Raw genomic sequence first — 15,616 nt, forward strand, 5'->3', positions numbered from 1 at the left:
GGCGCCGATCGGGCCTGGCTCGATGCTGTGGCACTACGCCTCGGATCTACGCAGCATGTATCCGGGGATGAGTCTGGGACTTCTGCAACTGATGCATCCTGGGATCGGAGCGGCGGTCACCGAGCACTCCGCGTTCTCCGCACAGCCTTTTCAACGAGTGTATCGATCCGTCCCGCAGATTTGGTCGGCCCTGTTACTTCCCGACGGAGAAGTCAGGAGTAGGCAGATTCGAGATCTACACAGCAATATCAGCGGTACCGACGGGAGTCAGCGTCGATACCACGCGCTGGACCCGGAGACATTCTGGTGGGCGCACGCGTGCTTCACCTGGGGGATCTTCCGATCCGTCGAACTGTTCCACGCCAGACAACTCGACGACTACCAACGCGATCGACTATATGCAGAAACGCTGAGCTGGTATGACCGCTACGGCATGAGCAGCCGTCCCATTCCACCGGACTATGCCGCATTTCAAGCCAAGTTCGAGTACATCTGCGCCGATGTACTCGAACTGACTCCCGCAGTCCAGCAGGCATTGCACACCACACCCGCCGAAGCCTCCACCGCATTGTCGACCACGTCCCCATGGACCGGACGATTGCTGCGCCTGGTCACACCCGATTTGGGACTGTTCAGCATCGGCTGCTTTCCGCCGAGCGTTCGCGAGCGCTTCGACCTGAACTTGAGCGACGACCGGCAACGACGCTTCGACCGGCTCGCCACCCTCATCCGCCACGGCTCGCGTCTGGTGCCAGACCGGGTCAACCACGCGATCCTGCGAACTTTCCTGCGACAGACCGGCGCTCGAACACGTGCAGATCGCTACCGTCCGACACCGCGCTGATCATCCGAGACACGCTCGCCGGCAATCGCACCCGACATAGATCGACACAGCGTCGGGACGAACACCAGTGGCCCGAGCTGTTCTTCCAGCGTTACCGAATGAAGACCGCGTCCGCGTGGAGGCCGAGCCAACGCCTCCGCCTTCTCCACCACCATCCATGGTGAAGTGCCGGTCACACTGGAAGCCTGGGTCGGCCGAAACCACTGGAGCCGATCGTTTTTCACTATCGGCCCTATTCAGTCTATGTCGGCTGTTCGGCACCGAGCCGACGTTGCCAGGCGATGGTTTCGTCGATATAGACCACCAGGCAGTCGACCAGTTCCTCGGCGGTGATGTCGAGCCGATGATCGACCCACGCCATGATCATCTCGGCGCTGGCGCCGGCGATCGCTATCGTGTTGATATCGCCCATCACCGGCTCCACGGCTTCGGATCCGCCGGTGAGGAATTGCGCCATCATCGGCAGGGCCGCTACGGCCATATTGGTCTCGGGGCTGTCCAGCCACATGGTCATCAGCCAGGTGGTCGCGTACAGCATCTGCTGCCGCAGCTTGGCCAGCGCCCCGCCGGCACGTTCGGTCTCGACGAACAGGATCCGCCCCACCCGGGGATCCTCGTCCACGATCGTCACGAGTTCCTTTGCCACCGCTCGCAATCGGGCCTGACCGTCTTCGATACCGACCGCTTTCACGAACAGTCGTCCGGCGACCTGCATGGCGACGGTTTCGACGACCGCCTTGGCGAAGGCATCGAGATTGTCGAAACTCTCATAGAAGTACCGTTCGGTCAGCTCGGCCTGCTTGCAGACGTCGCGGACCTTGGTGTCGGCGATCCCCGATTCGCCGATAACCGCGATTCCCGCCGTGACGAACGCCTCGCGGCGGGCTTCCTTCCGGTCCTCTTTGCTCATCCCCGCGAACCGATGCGGACGCCGGGCGGCGCGGGTCGGCTGCGATGTCATGGGATCGATTATCGCTCACCGCGGTGTGGTGACGTGCAAGGTGACCGCCCCCGGTGCGGCGACAGCGGCCAGCGCCGAATCGAGTAACCGGCTGATGTCGATCATGCCGGCGGATTCGGTGGCCGAGCGGATGCCGGGCAGCGCCGAGTCGGCGAGCTCGCGGGCGTCGGGGGCGATACGGTCCTCGAACTGCTGGAGCTTGGCGAACAGAGTCAGCGGGCCGACCTCCACCACTCGCGGGTAGTCGTTGGACTGCATCATCTCGATGGCGGTTTGGGCCAGCGTCGCGAAATTGATCCCCAGCATTCGGGCCGGCTCGCTGGTCTCGGCGATGGTAGGCCCGACCGCATTACTCCGCGCCAGCACGTCCTGTCCGTCGGTGAGCAGATCCCGGATCGAGCCGGTGTTCATGAGCAGGGTCGACGCCAGCAGCACACTCGCGCGAGACAGATTGTGCACCAACGCGATATCGGCGGGAAGGGCCGAGTCGAGTTCGCCGACGACCGAATTCATCGTCTCGGGTCGAATGCCGTTCAGCATCCGGGTCAGCGCTGCCGAGAGGTCGCCGAAGGTGCGCGGAACCGTCGACGCCTGCGCACGAATGTGCTGATCATCGGCGAAGTATGGTCCGGCGGTGGATTTCGGCAGCACCGCGACATAGCTCTCCCCCAGTGATGACAGGCTTTCGATGCGGAAGTCGCTGTCGATGGGAATCCGGTAGTTGCGGCGGTAGCCGAATTCGATCTCCACCCTCTCGGCAGCGGCGCGGACGGCGGTCACCTGGCCGATGGGAACTCCGCGCAGCAAGAGCTTGGAACCGGTGGCGATCCCATTGGCGTCGGTGACTTCCAGCACCGCGTGGCGTTGATCGGCGGGCGGCAGCCAGCGCACGCCCTGGCGGCCGATCGCCACCACGGAGAAGGCCAGCAAAGCCAGCAGTGCGGCAATGGATACCGCGTTCTTCCTGTTCACCGGACGGCTCCCAGCATTCTCAGCAGATCCGTTACCGCGTCGAGGTGTTCGTTGTCGTCGGCGGTGACGATGGAGGTGACATCGACGCTGGGCTTGCTCAGCAGCGGCATCAGGGTGGTGCGCAGGAACCGTTGCAGGTTCGCGCCGGTGTCCGCGATGTTCACGTCGGTGTTCGACGCGTTCTCGACAGCGGTGCCGACCGAGTTGAGCACTGGGACCAGCCAATTGCCGCCGGTGAAGACGCTGCCGACCGAGGGCAGCAGAATACCGATATTGGCGACCAGGAGCCGCAGATTGGCCCAGAACTTCATCGAGTTCGGGGAGAAGATGTTCTCGATATCGGCGGCGTGACGATTCAGGGCCTGTGCGCTGTTGCCGACGCCGGTGAGCAGGTGGTCGACATCGGCGGTGTCGGCGGCGAGGCCGCGCACATCGACGGCCAGCGTGCTCGTGATCTTCCGGACCTCGTCCGTGGTCGGGGGAAGGGCCGCGTTCAGCTTTCCTATGGTCTGCTCAATACGCTGCACCGAACCTGTCCCGAGGAAGTTCGCCAGCACGGCGAGGGTATCCTCGAGCAGCCCGGGTGACACGGTGCGTTCTCGGGGTATCCGCGAATTCGGCGCCAGCGCAACATTGTTCGACGAGGACGGTGACCGGTCGATCTTCACGTACGCGTCGCCGAGGACGGTGTCCTGGGTGATTCCGGCGGTGCTGTCCGCCGGAATGGCGATGCCGGGCCGGATGGCGACCGCGACCGCTACTACGCCGCCGGTCAGTTCAATACCCCGGACCGACCCGACGATGATGCCGTCGAAGGACACTTTGGCGCCGACAGGCAGGTTCAGCGCGTCTGCGAATTCGACAGTCAGGGGGTAGCCATTCCGGGCGAGGTCGCTGGGCATCGGCAGGTGCGCGGGGTTCGCCGAACAGGCCGCCAGCATCGTCACGGTCGCCGTCATCACAGCGGCCATCGTGTATCGCACGTTGTTCATTGGGGCACAACACCTTTCAATACCAATTGCAAGAGATCGGTGGCGGTCACCTCGGGTTGTCCGGGCATCGCGGTGAGCCGGAATCTCGGTGCCACAGCCGAGATCTGCTGTCCGGTACCGGCATTGCTCAACAGGCGTATCGAATCAGACAGCGCTGGCAGTGAATTGGCCAATCGAGCGATGCTGTCCTCCCCGGTGGCCGCGAGATGCAGTGCCGCAGCCACGGTGTCGAGGCCGGGCCACAGGTAGGTTCCATACCGTCGCACCAGGTCCAAGCACAGATCCATGGCACCGGGCAGACCGCCGAAAATCGTGTTGACCGCCGGGAACACCTGCACGGCCACCGACTGGATCCCGGGAGGCGCTGTCGCGAGCGCGGACTCGATATCGTCCCAATGCGCCCGGGTGGCGGCCAGTAGCGGCGCGGTGTCGGCGATCAATTGACCGAGTGTCGCCGTGGCGTGGTCCGGGTCCGCGACGGCGCGGGCGAGGGACGCCACCGCATTGCCGGCCGCCGGCCCATTGCCCGTCAGCTGGCCCGCCAGACCGTCCAGCACCCGGTCGCCTGTATTGCCCGTACCGGATCGAGCGAGGCCGTCGAGCAGTCCCGCGGTGGCCGCGGTGATCTCGGAGATGCTCTTCGGAGTCGCGGTGTCGGACAGCGGAATACAGTGCCCCGGCGACAAACTCGGAACGGTTTGATTGTTTCCGGTCAGTTCGAGACTGCGGTCGGCGAGGATCGAGGTCGATCGGGTCACCGCCTTCGCCGTGGCCGATACCGATTGATCGCCGTCGAGTGAGAACGTGACCCGGACCCCGGACCCCTGCGGTTCGGTCCGATCCACCGTTCCGATCCGGACGCCCATCCGGGTGACGAAATTGCCGGGGTACAGCCCGATCGTGTCGGGCATTATGGCGCAGAACCCCTGGGTACTACCGGAATTCGGATGGATGACAACGGCGGCGCCGATCGTGGCGGCAACGGCGGCGATGGTCGTCAGGACCAACGGTCCTCGGTAGCGGCGAAGCATCAGCAACTCCTTCCGGGAATCGGCACACACAGGTCGGTGGCCAGCACCTGGTCGCCGCCGACGAGGCGAACTCCGTCCGGGCCCAGCAGTGACTGCAGATGGGTGATGAAGCCCTGCAGTTGCCCGATCAGTGTCGGGATGTCGGTGTTCACGCTGCGCGCCGCCGCGTCGAGTTGCTGCACCGCGTCGTACAGCTCGTCGCGATGGTTCGAGTAGAAGGCGGTCAGCGACTTCACCGAAGTGAAGACCCTCCCCAAACCCTGGTAGGCGTAAGCGAATTCGACATGGGTGTCGTCGAGCACGCGCAACACGATCGCGGCCTTGCGCAGCATGGTGAACAGCGCATCGCGCTGATTATCGAAGGCGTCCAGGTACTCCTGCGAGACCGCCAAACTCGTTCCGATCTGCTCACGCTGGCGGTCCATGATTCCAGCGAGCGCCTGCACGCTGTCGATCATGGACTTCACGGAGCCTGGATTGGCGTCCAATGCGGCGGCGGCGCGGTCGAGGTCGGCGCCGATAGTGGGCGCGTCGATCGCGGCGCTCTTCGCCGGCGCGGCGTCGAGCAGTTCGGGCAGCCGGTACGGCAGGTGCACCCGAGCCGAGGGAATCGTCCGGTCGCCGAGCGCCGTCGCGCCCGCGGACACGAGCGCGACATAGTAGCCACCGACCGCGGTCAGCATGCGGACGTCGACGGCGGTGTCCGCACCGAGGGAGACGGTGTTGTCGACGGTCAGCACAACTTCGACATGATCGGGCCGCAGCAGTACCTCGGTCACCTTGCCGGCGGGGACGCCGGCCACGCGCACTTCGTCGCCCGAGCGCAGCGCGGCGGCATCGGTGGTTTCGAAGACGACCTTCTGCTGATCGAGTGGGTGAAGATACAGCGCTCCCGCCGCGACGGCGACGATCACCGCCGTCGCGGCGGCGGCCGCACCGACAATGACGTGCTTGTGATCGGTGCTACGTGTGGTCAGATAGGCCCGGACACGTTGTGCGGCAATGCCTAGCGATTGCACAGCACCACCTGCTGTCCGGCGAGCAGCACCTGGACCGCACGCGGTAGTGCCGCAGGGCCGTTGGTGCATCGAGTGTCCACCGTCGACGAGCTGAGTTGTTCCAGCCCCGACAGCATGGACGGGAGCATGCGCAGCGTCTGCGGGGCATCCTGCAGTTGGGCGAGAGCGGGTTTCAGCAGGGCGTCGAGATCGGTGCCCTCGTGCAAGCCCAGTCCGCTCATCAGCCGGTTGACCGCGTCGACGAAGACCGGTCCGTAGGTCGCGGTCGCGTAGAACTGGTCGAGTACGGTCATCGTCTTGTCGAGGGCCAGGTCGAAATTCTCGATGAACTCCAGCACGCGGTCCGACTTTCCCTTCATGGTGTCCGATATCGAGGCGATATTCGCGACCAGTGTGGAGACGACCTGCTGCCGATCGACGGTGTAGTCGGCGATCTTCCGGACGCTGGCCACGAGATCAGTCGCGTCGGCGCCGTCGAGGAAGGCGGAGACATTCGCGGCCAACTTGTCGATCTCACCGGGATTCAGGGTGCGCAGTACCGGTTCGAGGCCGTGGAACAGGGTCGTGATATCGAACGACGACGTGGTCATCTCCGTGGTGGCATGCCGGATAGCTACGGGAAGACCCGCGGTGGTGGCGGTCTCGCTGAAATCCAGATAGCGCGAGCCACTGAGGTTCTGAAATTTCACCGCCAGATGCGAGGCTGTGGTCAGTCGATAGTGCTGCTGCAGCGCGAATCCGACGACCGCGATATTCGACCCGCCCTGATGCCGGATGTCAATCGAGGTCACCTTCCCCACCTGCACCCCCTGGCGGCGGACATCCGAGCCGACCCTGAGTCCGGAGACATCGACGAAATCGGCTGTGTAGGAGGTCGTCTCACCGGCAACCGGGTTGCGCAGCGCGTTGACGACGCCGACGAAGAGCACAGCCGAGACCGCGGCCGCGACGAGCAACCGCCACAACGCCTGGCGTGGTGTCGTCCCCATTCAGTTCCCTCCGGGCAGTGGCAACGGTGCGGCGAGAAAAGGCAATTCGTCCAGCACGATGCGCAGCCTCAGCGACTTGTCCTGATCGGGGCCGGTGTAGGCCGATTCGAATCCGGACAGCACCTGATCCAGCCGCGCGCCCAGTCGTGCTTTCCGCACTGTGCCCGAGACCAGGTCCGACAGCACGCGGACGATCTCGGTCATCGGCGTGAAATCGGCGGCGTGCGAGCCGAGTAGGGCACCGAGCGGACCGAAGAACCCGGTCGCGATCAACTGCATGGTGTCGTTCATCGGCCCGTAGTGGTCCACGACCATCTGGCCGCCCGGGATGTCACGTACGGCCGTGACCGCGGTGATCGCATCGTCGATGAACAGCGGCATCGGGTCGAGCAGCGCGTTCAGGTCACGCAACTGCGCATCCGGCATGCGCCGCTGGGCTTCCGCAATGGTGTTGGCCGTCGTGAACCCGGCTTCGAGCAGTGGCGCGAGCGCGTCGGTGTAATCGGCGATGCGCCGGATCACCTCGACCATGCGATCGGTGACCACGCCGTTGACCACCGCCGAGGATCGGTTCAGGACCATCGCCATGGTGAAATCACCCTCGGGTGCGCGCTCGAGCCGCTGGCCATCGGCCAGTGTCCGTCCACCCGCACCGGGCAGCAGGTTCAGTGCGGAGACGCCGAAGTAGTTCATCGGGCGGTAGTCGAACCCGACCGAGTCGGTGAGTCCGCCGATCTGATTGCGCCGCAACCGAATGTCGAGTTCCACCCCGCGGCCCGCGCTACCGCGCACCGTTTCCACCCGGCCCACCGGCACGCCGTGCAGCATCACAGCGGACCCCGCCGTGATCCCCTGCCCGAGGTACGGGGTCCGAACGGTGAGATGCAGGGTGTCACCCGGCTCCCGACCGGTGATCCGCACCACGACGAGAATCGCGGCCAGCAGGACCACCACCGTGATCGCCCCGGTCAACAGCAGAATCCGCCGTTGTCGTCGGTCAGATCCGACCAGTAATTCCGACATTGTCGATTCACCCCGTGAAGACGAATTCGGGGGTGACCCCCCACAACAGGACCGTCAGCATCAGGTCCAGCATGATGATCGCGACCAGACTGGCCCGTATCGCACGACCGCTGGCAATACCGACACCGGCCGGTCCGCCCGAGGCGAAATAGCCGAAGTAGCAATGGATGAACGTGACCACCGCACAGAACAAGACCGCCTTCAGCATCGAATAGAGCACGTCCACCGGATCGAGAAACTGCTCGAAATAGTGGTTGTAGGTGCCGGCGGACTGCGAATGGACCACGGTCACTACCGAACGGCAGGTGACGAAGCTGACCAGCAACGTGACGAGATATGCCGGTGCGACACACAGCATTCCGCCGACCAACCGGGTGCCGACCACGAACGGCACCGTGCGCACGCCGAGTGCCTCGATGGCGTCGATCTCCTCCGAGATCCGCATCGAGCCGATCTCCGCGGTCATCCGGCATCCCGCTTGTGCGGCGAAACCGACACCCGCCACGATCGGAGCCATCTCACGAATATTGGCCATACCGCCGACCACACCCGACAGCGCACCGAACCCGATCAGATCAAGTCCGGCGAAGGCTTCGATGGACACCATCGCGCCGATCGCGACACCGAGAATCAGCATGGTGCTGACGACTCCGCCATCGACGATCAGCGATCCACGGCCCCAGGCCAGGTTGTTTAGTATCCGGAACGTCTGTGCCCGATACTGACGAACGGTCACCGGAAGCAGCCACAGCGTCCGGCCGACAAACAGTGCCGCCCTGCCGATTTCGGCGAACAGGTCGGCGCCGGGCCGCGATACCCGCCGCGCCAGCCGGGCCGTGCGCGGCAGCGAGTGGTAGCGAGAGGGAGCCGTGCTGCTCATGCGACGTGACTCGGCAGAAACATGGTCTGCAACTGCGTGACCAACAGTGTGGCCAGGATGATCGCCGTGACACTCAGCACCACCGACGAATTCACCGCATCGGCGACGCCGCGCGGTCCACCACGCGTCTCGAGCCCCCGCAATCCGGCGACGATCGCCACCAGCACGGCCGCGACCAGCGTTTTGATCACCGCGACCACCAGATCCGCAGTGGTGGCGAAGGCCCCGAACGAGGCCCAGAAACTGCCGCGGCTGACACCGTTGAGTTCGACGGCGACAAGGTAGGAGGAGCCGACGCCCACCATCACGATGGCGATCAGCAGCATGGGAGAAATAGCCAGCAGCGCAAGGAAACGCGGCACCAGCAACCGTTGCACCGGATCGACCCCCATGACCCGCATGGCATCGAGTTCCTCGCGAATGGCCCGCGCCCCGAGATCGGACGCGATCGCCGAGGCTGCCGCCCCACCGAGCAGCAGACCGGCCGCCAGCGGCGCGCCCTCCCGGATGATGCCCAACCCGCTCGCCGCGCCGGTCAGCGAATCAGCGCCCACCTGGTGCACCAATCCACCGACCTGGACCGAGACGACCGCGCCGAACGGGACAGCCATGAGAACCGCCGGGACTGCCGTCACCTTCAGCAGATGCCATGCCTGCTGCACGAATTCACCGCCCGGCAATCGGCGGCCGATGATGTCTCCGACGAGATACCGCAGCATCGAGATGCCGAGCAGGACCGAGCGGCCCAGCGTTGCCACACTCGTCCGGCCGATACCACCCACATGATCGACCACAACATTGAGAAGGTCTGTGCCTCTACCCGGCGGCAGTGAGCTGTCGAGCTGTGCCATGAGGTCTCCGGTGTCCTCTCGTACGCGAATCTATTTGCCGCTCATAGCGGAATCGATTCCACCGACATCGGTGATCTTCCAGCTCGCGTTCTTGTCGATGGTGACGGTGTAGGTCGCGGTCGACTGGACTCCGTCCGGCGCCTGGGTGTTCTTGGTCATGACACTGACGAAACAGGTGACGACATACGTACCGTTCTGCTCCGAACGGACCGCGGCAGTGATCGGAGTCGGCGTCGAAATCCACTGCAGCGGCACGATGATCTGCTCCATCGAGGACGCCGCCTGCTTCAGCTTGTTCGCCAATTGCGGCGAAGTGTTCGCGGTCAGCCGCTGTGACCACGCCGCCAAGTCTTTGAAGTTCATGTCCGCCGCACCGACCGAGTAATCGGTCGCCACCTGCTCGGCACGATGCCGATCATCGGCGGCCGACCGCATCGCCGTGACCTCAGCGCGCGCCGCGTCCCGATCGCTCCCCCGCTGATGTGCTATCCAGCCCAGTGTGATGGTGCCGAGCAGAAGCACGGCCACCACCACGGACAGCACAACAGTGCTGATCCGAAGCGAAACAGTGCCTCCGCTCGCGAGTTGCTGGATTCGCCGACGGGATCCACCGCCCGCCCGTGGCTTGCCCATCGCCGGCTCGGGTGCTTCGACAGCTCCCTCCGCGATCGCCGGGCGCTCGACCTCCACCGTCACCGCCTGTTTCGACATCGTCCACCCTTCATGAGCCACCGCCCAACAGATCACCACAGAATGACAACATGCAATGTCATTTGATGTGCCCAAGCTAACAGGCTTGCCGTCTCTTGACCAGAGCGACGAACTTGCTGGCGCCCACCCAACAGAAGGCCCTGACCCCGCCAAGGCAAAGTGGCGACACGCCGCCCTGGCCCATCAAATGACAACAGGAAATGCCATAGCTGGCGGGAGCGAGTGTCAGCAGATGCTTGCACTGACAATTTCGAGAAGTCACTCCGCACGGCTGCCTGACACCACAAGTCCCCCGTCCACCATTGGGGTGAGCCGCAAGCGGCCGTCACGCCGGAGTCCATGCTCGATCGGGTTATGCCTGCTGCTGGCCTGGCATCTGGACCCAGTTGCCGAGTGGGTCCTTGTAATCGATTGTCTCGACCCCGGGTTCGAGGCCACTCACGCCGGTGAATGTCGCGTCAGTCTTGCCATCGCCGTCGATGTCGAGGGTGTACCGATAGGTGGGGACGGGATAGTCGGAGTTGATGTACTCGACCAAAAGAGTGCGTTCTCCTTGGCGGAAGGCTAGCTGTTGCGGCCATGGGCAGCGGACCTGTCCGGATCTTCGCTATGTCCGCCTGACTCCAGGGTCGATCACCGAGGAACAGTCTGCGCCTTCGGGTTCGCCGATCATGGGTGTGGGCGAATCGCTCCTCCCATATAGTCCGCCATCGAGCTTCCTATGCCTCGTCTGCCACAGCACGCGGGAGGTCAGGGAGCGGAGGCATAGCTCGCCGGGCGTATGTCGATTCGGGATGCACGGTGATCACGTCGAGTTTCTGCACGAGCGATCCTGGAGCCTCGCCCTCGCCGAAGTGTTCGAGCGACGGCACGAACACAGCTTCCGCGTCCAGTCGCGTGGCTTGCGCCTTCAGGCGCGCCAATGGTGGACGGCCTGAAGCCGGGTCGTAGAGCACCATCCCCGCTCATAGACGCTGATCTGCGCGGAAACCGCGCCGAACCGGCCGTCGAACACATCATTCACGGCACGCCCAGATCGATGTCAAGATTGCCAACTTCGCATCCGCCGCTGGGCTGAGTGGGAGTCCGCCCGCCCGGGCTTCACCAGCGGTCGCCCCCGAGGAAGCCAGGATCTTGAAGCGGAAAGTCCCCTCCCATATGTCGCAAAATGGGAGGTTCCGTGCAGTTCAGGGGTGTCAGGATCCTCTGGGATCACCACCGCCCGCTCGGGAGTGACCGATGACCACACCCACACTGCCCGCCTGCCAGGACCGCAGCAGACCCGCGTGCGGCATCGTCCGCCGCGATCCTGCGCATGCCGCATGGCAGCGACAACCGGGAATTGCCGTCTCACGCAGTCGTGCCGACCGTGGCCGCGTGACGAGTCCACCGGCTCGATGTCAACGAGCTGACCGACAGTCGGTGCTCGGCGCAATCGTTGGTGCCGACGGATCCAGCTCTCACCTGTCGAAACCTGGTGCCCCACATGCCATACACGGCGGACGAAGGCTTTGCAAACGAGCGAGCGGCTCGTGGTTCGGGCGGCAGCGGAGCCGCAAATGAGCCGACACCACGACACCAGCGGGCCGAGGCCGAAGTACTACTTGTCAATTCAAGCTGCGGCAGATCGAGCAGACGTCAGTACAGACACGGTCAGGCGCATGATCGCCGCCGGTCGGCTCCGGGCATACCGGTTCGGCGGCCAGATCCGTATCGCAATAGAAGACTTCGACCTCGCGATGCGCCCGCTGCGGTGAAGCGGCACCAGTAGCCCACCGAAGCTGAACGCCCGGCGCGACTGTGATCGCCAATCACAGTCGCGCCGGGCGTTTGTCGTGTCCGCGCGGGCCCTAGCCGTCGCGCCCGCGATATTGCACGTATATTGCACGAAAAACGGCCGGTCACCGCAAAACCTGCGATGACCGGCCGTTTCTCTGTGGTTCTAGCTGGGATCGAACCAGCGACCCCTCGCGTGTGAAGCGAGTGCTCTCCCGCTGAGCTATAGAACCGTAGTTTGCCGGCGGAGCGGCTGATCGGGCGGCTTTGCGGTGCCGCTCGAACGAGAATGAAGATTACACACCTTGCCGCTGTGACGCCAAATCGCGTGTACAACGGCGTAAAACTGAGGTTTCGGGGGTCTCGTGGGGCGGGTGGGGTTCATCGGGGCGTTGCCGAGGAGAGACCCTCGCGGTCGCCTGCTGGACACCTTCGGCGGGAACTACCTGGCTGTAGTTCGTATTTACCCCCTTCTACCAGGCGATTTGTTACCTGTGCAGATGGTCGGCTAATGTTCTCTCTCGTCAGCGGGACAGCCGAGAGGTGCCCGAGACGAAATGCGGATGTAGCGCAGCTGGTAGCGCATCACCTTGCCAAGGTGAGGGTCGCGGGTTCGAATCCCGTCATCCGCTCGAGAGGCCAACACGGCCTGCTTGGCGGTGTGGCCGAGTGGTGAGGCAACGGCCTGCAAAGCCGTGCACACGGGTTCGATTCCCGTCGCCGCCTCTTCTTCATTGAAGAGCATGAAGACCCGCGCGATTAGCTCAGCGGGAGAGCGCTTCCCTGACACGGAAGAGGTCACTGGTTCAATCCCAGTATCGCGCACCAAGATTCACCAGTTCAGGCCCGGCTTCCGCCGGGCCTTTTCTGTTTTCCGCCCCGGTCGCGCACTCACGGGGAGCTCACAGCCACGGCCCAGGTTCGGCGGTGGCGGGCCGTCCTACCGTTCGAATCCGAACAGTGCGGACGATGGAAGAGGACGCTGTGAAACAGGATGCCGGGAACGGACACGAGCGGCACGAGCATGATCTGGGGCTGGGCCATGACCTGCGGGTGATGAACCGGCGGCGGGCGCTGTGGGCGGTGGGCGCCGCCGGGGTCGCGGCGGTGGCCGCCGGATGGTCGACGAGCAGCAGCGGATCGAGCGCGTCGTCGACGACTGCGACGGCGAGCGCTACCGCTGCCGGTACCGCCGCCGCCGCGCCGCAGGAGACGGCCGGGCCTTATCCGGGCGATGGGTCGAACGGGCCGAATGTGCTGATCGAATCGGGGGTGGTGCGCTCGGATATCACCATCAGTTTCGGGGCGTATTCCGGTGTGGCCAAGGGGGTTCCGATGAATCTCACGCTCGATCTGCGGGATCTCACGAAGAGCGGTGCGGCGGGTGCGGGTATGGCCGTCTACGTGTGGCATTGCGATCGGGACGGGAACTACTCCCTCTACAGCAGCGGCGTCACCGAGCAGAACTATCTGCGCGGCGTGCAGGTGGCCGACACCGATGGGATCGTCAGCTTCACTTCAATCTTCCCGGCCTGCTATTCGGGTCGCTGGCCGCACATTCACTTCGAGGTCTACGACACGCTGAGCAGTGCGGTCGCCGGGGAGAATGCGCGGCTCACCTCGCAGATCGCGCTGCCGCAGGAGGTGTGCAAGTCGGTCTACGACTATGACTCGGGGTACTCGCGCAGCATCTCCAATATGAGCGGGGTGTCGCTGGCGTCGGACAATGTCTTCGGCGACGGCTGGGATGCCGAACTGGCGACGGTGACCGGTACGCCCGCCGACGGGCTACAGGTTCGGCTCCGGGTGGGGGTGGGCGCGAAATCGCAGAATACGCAGTCCGGCAATGGCCCTGGACAACAGGGCGGGGGCAAGGGTCCGGGCGGCACCCCACCGGGCGGCACCCCGCCCAGCGGCCTGCCGCCGCGGCCCTGACCGCCCGCGCGCGGATTCCGCCTACTCCGGATAGGTTTTCCCACAACCCCTTTCGCCGTCCCACCAGCTGTTAGTATTCGACGCCAATCGCGCGTTGATCAGCCTCCGGAACGATGTGGATGGTCGTGAGTCGCGGGGGGATCTGGAGGAGCCTGATGGATATGGCCGACGGCACGGTGGTCGGCGGATATCGCATCGTGCGCCGGCTCGGTGGCGGCGGCATGGGAACGGTGTACCTGGCGCAGCATCCGCGATTGCCGCGCATGGACGCGCTGAAGGTGCTCAACGAGGCGCGACCCGGGGACGCCGAGTTCCATGCGCGGTTCCTGCGGGAGGCGGAAGTCGCCGCGCGGCTACAGCATCCGAATCTGGTGGCGGTGCACGATCGCGGCGAGCACGAGGGCCGCCTGTGGATCGCCATGCAGTACATCGACGGTGGCGATCTGGCGGAGCTGATCCGGCGGGGGCCGCAGGTGCTGACGGTCGAGCGCGCGGTGCGCATCATCGGCGAAGCGGCCCAGGGCCTGGACGAGATTCACCGGGCCGGGCTGCTGCATCGCGACCTGAAACCGGCGAACATCCTGCTCACCACCGACGCCGACGGTTCGGATCGCGTGCTGGTCAGCGATTTCGGCGTCGCCCGGCCCGCACATGACACCGCCGAAAGCGGCGGACTCGCGGCGACCCTCGCGTACGCGGCCCCCGAGCAGCTGGGCAGCGGCCCCGTCGATCACCGCGCCGATGTGTACGCCCTCGGCTGCACGCTCTACCAGCTGCTGACCGGTTCGGTCCCGTTCCCGCGCACCAGCGGCGGTTCGGTCATGTACGCGCACCTGCACGAGCCGCCCCCACGCCCATCGGCCGTGAACCCGCGCGTACCAGCCGATTTCGACGCCGTCATCGCGACCGCCATGGCCAAGGATCCGGCCGACCGCTTCGCCGGCTGCGGCGACCTCGCCGCCGCCGCCCGCGCGGCCCTGTCCCCCACGCCCCCGCGCCGCCGAGCCGGACTGCTGCTGGCCACGGCCTTGGTGATCCTCGTCGCGGCGGCTGCCGCGATCGTCGGATTCACCTCGCGCACCACCCCGTCGCAGGCCCGGCCGGTGCGAACCCCGGTGCCGGGCTCGGTGGACGGCTCGCAGTGGGGAGCCTTCGCCTACGTCGCGGAGGCCTTCCCCGACCTACTGCCCGGCTTCCCCTACGGGTCCGGGTATCAGGATCTGTCCGGCTGCACGCCGACGCTCCCCGAGTCCGGCGTCGTCCCTTTCGACACCTCGGTTCCGGTCGTCACGATGCTCTGCCTCGGCAACCGCGACCCGGCGATCGATGTGTCGATCACCTGCAATGCCAACCGCAGCGCCATGCCGCCGAGCCTGTCGCTGGCCGACCGTCCCGAAGGTGACGAGGTCTGGACGCGCCCCTCGGGCACGGGGCATTTGTTCTGGGGCCATACCACTTTCACCGCTGACGAAGGCGGCGGCTCCGATCTGGACGGCCTGACAACGGGGGTTCTGGACGTGTACTTCGACCGCGCCGACCGAAACTTCTGCCGGATCTCGGTGGTCGGGGTCACCACCACCGGCGCCGATCTGCGCACCGCCTGGTGGTCCGGTGCGCCGCTGTAGCCGCCCG

At 65.2% G+C, this 15,616-nt stretch carries 16 protein-coding genes and 4 tRNA genes; 7 read left to right on the forward strand and 13 right to left on the reverse strand.

The features are described 5' to 3' along the window. Positions 1-844, forward strand: an 844-nt coding sequence (locus tag NS2_RS26225; RefSeq protein ID WP_222594887.1) for an oxygenase MpaB family protein, incomplete at its 5' end; no start/stop codon positions are given. 241 nt (positions 845-1,085) lie between these two features. Here NS2_RS26225 and NS2_RS26230 read toward each other — a convergent pair. From NS2_RS26230 to NS2_RS36920, 12 genes are all read right to left on the reverse strand, one after another. Next, entirely contained in the window at positions 1,086-1,805 is a 720-nt protein-coding gene (locus tag NS2_RS26230) for a TetR/AcrR family transcriptional regulator (protein ID WP_052086848.1), read from the reverse strand. A gap of 15 nt (positions 1,806-1,820) precedes the next feature. Next, entirely contained in the window at positions 1,821-2,777 is a 957-nt protein-coding gene (locus NS2_RS26235; RefSeq protein ID WP_186817611.1) for an MlaD family protein, read from the reverse strand. Then, on the reverse strand, positions 2,774-3,769 hold the full coding sequence (locus NS2_RS26240; protein WP_033090065.1) for an MlaD family protein: 996 nt from the start codon (positions 3,767-3,769) through the stop codon (positions 2,774-2,776). The genes NS2_RS26235 and NS2_RS26240 overlap by 4 nt, the downstream gene beginning before the upstream one ends. Next, positions 3,766-4,800 (reverse strand): MlaD family protein, encoded by a 1,035-nt coding sequence (locus tag NS2_RS26245; RefSeq protein ID WP_147207312.1) that lies wholly within the window; start codon positions 4,798-4,800, stop codon positions 3,766-3,768. The genes NS2_RS26240 and NS2_RS26245 overlap by 4 nt, the downstream gene beginning before the upstream one ends. Beyond that, positions 4,800-5,819: an MlaD family protein gene (locus tag NS2_RS26250; RefSeq protein WP_052086846.1), complete on the reverse strand. Its 1,020-nt coding sequence runs from the start codon at positions 5,817-5,819 to the stop codon at positions 4,800-4,802. Before NS2_RS26250 ends, NS2_RS26245 begins: the two co-directional genes overlap by 1 nt. Beyond that, on the reverse strand, positions 5,807-6,808 hold the full coding sequence (locus tag NS2_RS26255; protein ID WP_033090064.1) for an MlaD family protein: 1,002 nt from the start codon (positions 6,806-6,808) through the stop codon (positions 5,807-5,809). The genes NS2_RS26250 and NS2_RS26255 overlap by 13 nt, the downstream gene beginning before the upstream one ends. Then, a complete protein-coding gene (locus NS2_RS26260; protein ID WP_158544082.1) occupies positions 6,809-7,780 on the reverse strand; it encodes an MlaD family protein in 972 nt (323 codons plus the stop codon). It lies immediately after the preceding gene. 58 nt (positions 7,781-7,838) lie between these two features. Further along, positions 7,839-8,711, reverse strand: a complete 873-nt coding sequence (locus NS2_RS26265; RefSeq protein WP_033090062.1) for an MlaE family ABC transporter permease — start codon at positions 8,709-8,711, stop codon at positions 7,839-7,841. Beyond that, a complete protein-coding gene (locus tag NS2_RS26270) occupies positions 8,708-9,562 on the reverse strand; it encodes an ABC transporter permease (RefSeq protein ID WP_173850110.1) in 855 nt (284 codons plus the stop codon). Before NS2_RS26270 ends, NS2_RS26265 begins: the two co-directional genes overlap by 4 nt. Positions 9,563-9,592: 30 nt before the next feature. Next, a complete protein-coding gene (locus NS2_RS36275; RefSeq protein ID WP_143161281.1) occupies positions 9,593-10,273 on the reverse strand; it encodes a hypothetical protein in 681 nt (226 codons plus the stop codon). A 352-nt stretch (positions 10,274-10,625) separates the two neighbouring features. Next, positions 10,626-10,811 carry a phage tail protein gene (locus NS2_RS26275; RefSeq protein WP_033090073.1) on the reverse strand — a complete coding sequence of 62 codons (186 nt, stop codon included), beginning with the start codon at positions 10,809-10,811 and terminating at the stop codon, positions 10,626-10,628. 181 nt (positions 10,812-10,992) lie between these two features. Next, positions 10,993-11,232 (reverse strand): hypothetical protein, encoded by a 240-nt coding sequence (locus NS2_RS36920; protein WP_143837596.1) that lies wholly within the window; start codon positions 11,230-11,232, stop codon positions 10,993-10,995. 600 nt (positions 11,233-11,832) lie between these two features. Here NS2_RS36920 and NS2_RS38525 point away from each other — a divergent pair. Continuing rightward, positions 11,833-12,030: an excisionase family DNA-binding protein gene (locus tag NS2_RS38525; RefSeq protein WP_071811770.1), complete on the forward strand. Its 198-nt coding sequence runs from the start codon at positions 11,833-11,835 to the stop codon at positions 12,028-12,030. Between the two features lie 180 nt (positions 12,031-12,210). On the opposite strand, the gene NS2_RS26290 is transcribed toward NS2_RS38525, so the two are convergent. Continuing rightward, positions 12,211-12,282 (reverse strand) — tRNA-Val (locus tag NS2_RS26290). Between the two features lie 326 nt (positions 12,283-12,608). On the opposite strand from NS2_RS26290, the gene NS2_RS26295 reads away from it, so the two are divergent. From NS2_RS26295 to NS2_RS26315, 5 genes are all read left to right on the forward strand, one after another. After that, positions 12,609-12,681 (forward strand) — tRNA-Gly (locus NS2_RS26295). A 23-nt stretch (positions 12,682-12,704) separates the two neighbouring features. After that, positions 12,705-12,775, forward strand: a tRNA-Cys gene (locus NS2_RS26300). Positions 12,776-12,802: 27 nt separating this feature from the next. Then, positions 12,803-12,877: transfer RNA gene (locus NS2_RS26305), tRNA-Val, on the forward strand. A gap of 141 nt (positions 12,878-13,018) precedes the next feature. Next, a complete protein-coding gene (locus NS2_RS26310; protein WP_045438973.1) occupies positions 13,019-13,984 on the forward strand; it encodes a dioxygenase family protein in 966 nt (321 codons plus the stop codon). 155 nt (positions 13,985-14,139) lie between these two features. Then, entirely contained in the window at positions 14,140-15,609 is a 1,470-nt protein-coding gene (locus NS2_RS26315) for a serine/threonine-protein kinase (RefSeq protein ID WP_036550508.1), read from the forward strand. Positions 15,610-15,616 lie beyond the last annotated feature (7 nt).

Source organism: Nocardia seriolae NBRC 15557 (assembly GCF_007990715.1).
GTDB classification, from domain to species: Bacteria; Actinomycetota; Actinomycetes; order Mycobacteriales; family Mycobacteriaceae; genus Nocardia; species Nocardia seriolae.

Excerpts from the sequence above, each read along its gene's own strand:
- NS2_RS26230 (WP_052086848.1), bottom strand. The coding sequence starts at position 1,805 with ATGACATCGCAGCCGACCCGCGCCGCCCGGCGTCCGCATCGGTTCGCG.
- NS2_RS26240 (WP_033090065.1), bottom strand. The coding sequence starts at position 3,769 with ATGAACAACGTGCGATACACGATGGCCGCTGTGATGACGGCGACCGTG.
- NS2_RS26245 (WP_147207312.1), bottom strand. The coding sequence starts at position 4,800 with ATGCTTCGCCGCTACCGAGGACCGTTGGTCCTGACGACCATCGCCGCC.
- NS2_RS26255 (WP_033090064.1), bottom strand. The coding sequence starts at position 6,808 with ATGGGGACGACACCACGCCAGGCGTTGTGGCGGTTGCTCGTCGCGGCC.
- NS2_RS26265 (WP_033090062.1), bottom strand. The coding sequence starts at position 8,711 with ATGAGCAGCACGGCTCCCTCTCGCTACCACTCGCTGCCGCGCACGGCC.
- NS2_RS26270 (WP_173850110.1), bottom strand. The coding sequence starts at position 9,562 with ATGGCACAGCTCGACAGCTCACTGCCGCCGGGTAGAGGCACAGACCTT.
- NS2_RS36275 (WP_143161281.1), bottom strand. The coding sequence starts at position 10,273 with ATGTCGAAACAGGCGGTGACGGTGGAGGTCGAGCGCCCGGCGATCGCG.
- NS2_RS36920 (WP_143837596.1), bottom strand. The coding sequence starts at position 11,232 with ATGGTGCTCTACGACCCGGCTTCAGGCCGTCCACCATTGGCGCGCCTG.
- NS2_RS38525 (WP_071811770.1), top strand. The coding sequence starts at position 11,833 with ATGAGCCGACACCACGACACCAGCGGGCCGAGGCCGAAGTACTACTTG.
- NS2_RS26310 (WP_045438973.1), top strand. The coding sequence starts at position 13,019 with ATGGAAGAGGACGCTGTGAAACAGGATGCCGGGAACGGACACGAGCGG.
- NS2_RS26315 (WP_036550508.1), top strand. The coding sequence starts at position 14,140 with ATGGATATGGCCGACGGCACGGTGGTCGGCGGATATCGCATCGTGCGC.